This window comes from Mesorhizobium sp. M1A.F.Ca.IN.020.06.1.1 (genome assembly GCF_004023265.1).
Classification (GTDB): domain Bacteria; phylum Pseudomonadota; class Alphaproteobacteria; order Rhizobiales; family Rhizobiaceae; genus Mesorhizobium.
This window is the reverse complement of record NZ_RZSR01001191.1, coordinates 1-1,537: the sequence shown is the minus strand read 5'-3', so window position 1 is coordinate 1,537 and position 1,537 is coordinate 1. Positions and strand designations below refer to the sequence as shown.

Sequence of the window (1,537 nt, the reverse complement as noted above, 5' to 3'; positions counted from 1 at the left end):
GCCTCGCACCATCCAACCGCAACTCCTCACCTGAAAGGGTCGATCATGACCAGCATTCCCTTTGCGCAGCCGGGCATGGCGGCACGTGAAGTATCCGAGACGTTCACCTCCGCCGAAATCTTCAATTCGGCCATACCGCACCCTGTCACCGAGGACTTTCCCGTGGCAGGGGATGTAGCGCTGCCGGCTTTCTCGGTTGTCGGCCTCGCGGCCACGGACACCCTGGCCATGGCGACTTTTGTCCATGTGCCCGGCAGCAAGGCGACCGGCCGACTGGTGTTCTCCGGTGTCGGAGCAGTTGACGACGCCATCACCATCGGCGCGACGGTCTATACCTTGAAAGCTGGGCCGACCACTGTCGCCGGTCAGGTCAAGATCGGTGCGACGGCGGCGGAGACCGCCAGCAATTTGATCGCGGCGATCAACGGCGGAGCTGGTGCCGGCTCCGCATACGGCTCGCTCACCACGCCCCATCCCGATGTCAGCGCTCAATCTGATGCCGCCGGCATCGTCGGTATCGTCGCCAAGGCCGCAGGAGCGCCCGGCAACGCGATCGCAACCACCGAGACCGGCGCGGCCATCGCATTTTCGAACACCACCCTCGTCGGCGGGGCGGATCAGATCGGTGTGGCGCCGCTCGGCATCACGACTGCCCCGGTGGTCGACACCGATGTCGCGCAGCGCGTCGCGATCTACCGGGCCGGCAATTTCAATCCGGATGCGCTCAATTGGGATGTCTCGTTCAACACGGATGACAAGCGCGAGGCGGCTTTCCGGAGCGCGCCGGCGCCCACCAACATCCTCATCCGCAAGCGGCTCTGAGCGCAGGGCGCAAACCCTCAACCCAATCGCGGCCCCGGCCGCATCTTTCACAAGGGCCACGACCATGGCGGATTTCGACAACTACGAACTTTGGGATACGCACACCCTGCTCGGTGTGTTCCGCGAACTCGACATCGTGCCGAGCTACTGGCTCGATCTTCTCTTCCCCCACCAGATGTCATCGACCGACGAATATATCGACCTGGAGAAAATTCCGCGTTCGGGGCGGAAGCTCGCGCCCTTCGTCGCCCCGATGGCGCAGGGCCGGGCGATCTACGAGGAAGGCGCGCGCGTCGAACGCTTCAAGCCGGGTTATGTCAAGGCCAGCGATCCGGTGTCGCCGCTGCGGGCTCTCACCCGCCGCCCGGGCACCTTGCTCGGTCCCAATGCGCAGAGCCCCGCGGCGCGCTACGATGCGGTCAAAGCCGACATCCTGCAGTTCCATCGCGTTGCGGTCGAAAGGCTCTGGGAATGGATGGCCGCCAAGGCCGTCATCGACGGCAAGGTCGTCATTGAAGGCAAGGACATGCCGCAGCGGCTGGTCGACTTCGGTCGCGCCGCCGGACACACCGTGGTGCTCGGCGCCGGCGCGCGCTGGGGCGATCCCGGGGTGTCCATCCTCGACGACATCCAGGGCTGGGCGGACACGATGCATTCGGCCGAATTCGGCGGCGCGCCGAACCGCATCACCGTCGGCCCGGATGCCTGGGGTGTC

2 protein-coding genes are annotated in these 1,537 nt (G+C 65.6%); both read left to right on the top strand.

All coding sequences use genetic code 11. The features are described 5' to 3' along the window. Nucleotides 1–822, top strand: an 822-nt coding sequence (locus tag EOA60_RS37930; protein ID WP_206628352.1) for a hypothetical protein, incomplete at its 5' end; no start/stop codon positions are given. 64 nt (nucleotides 823–886) lie between these two features. Further along, nucleotides 887–1,537, top strand: a 651-nt coding sequence (locus EOA60_RS37925) for a major capsid protein (RefSeq protein ID WP_206628351.1), incomplete at its 3' end; no start/stop codon positions are given.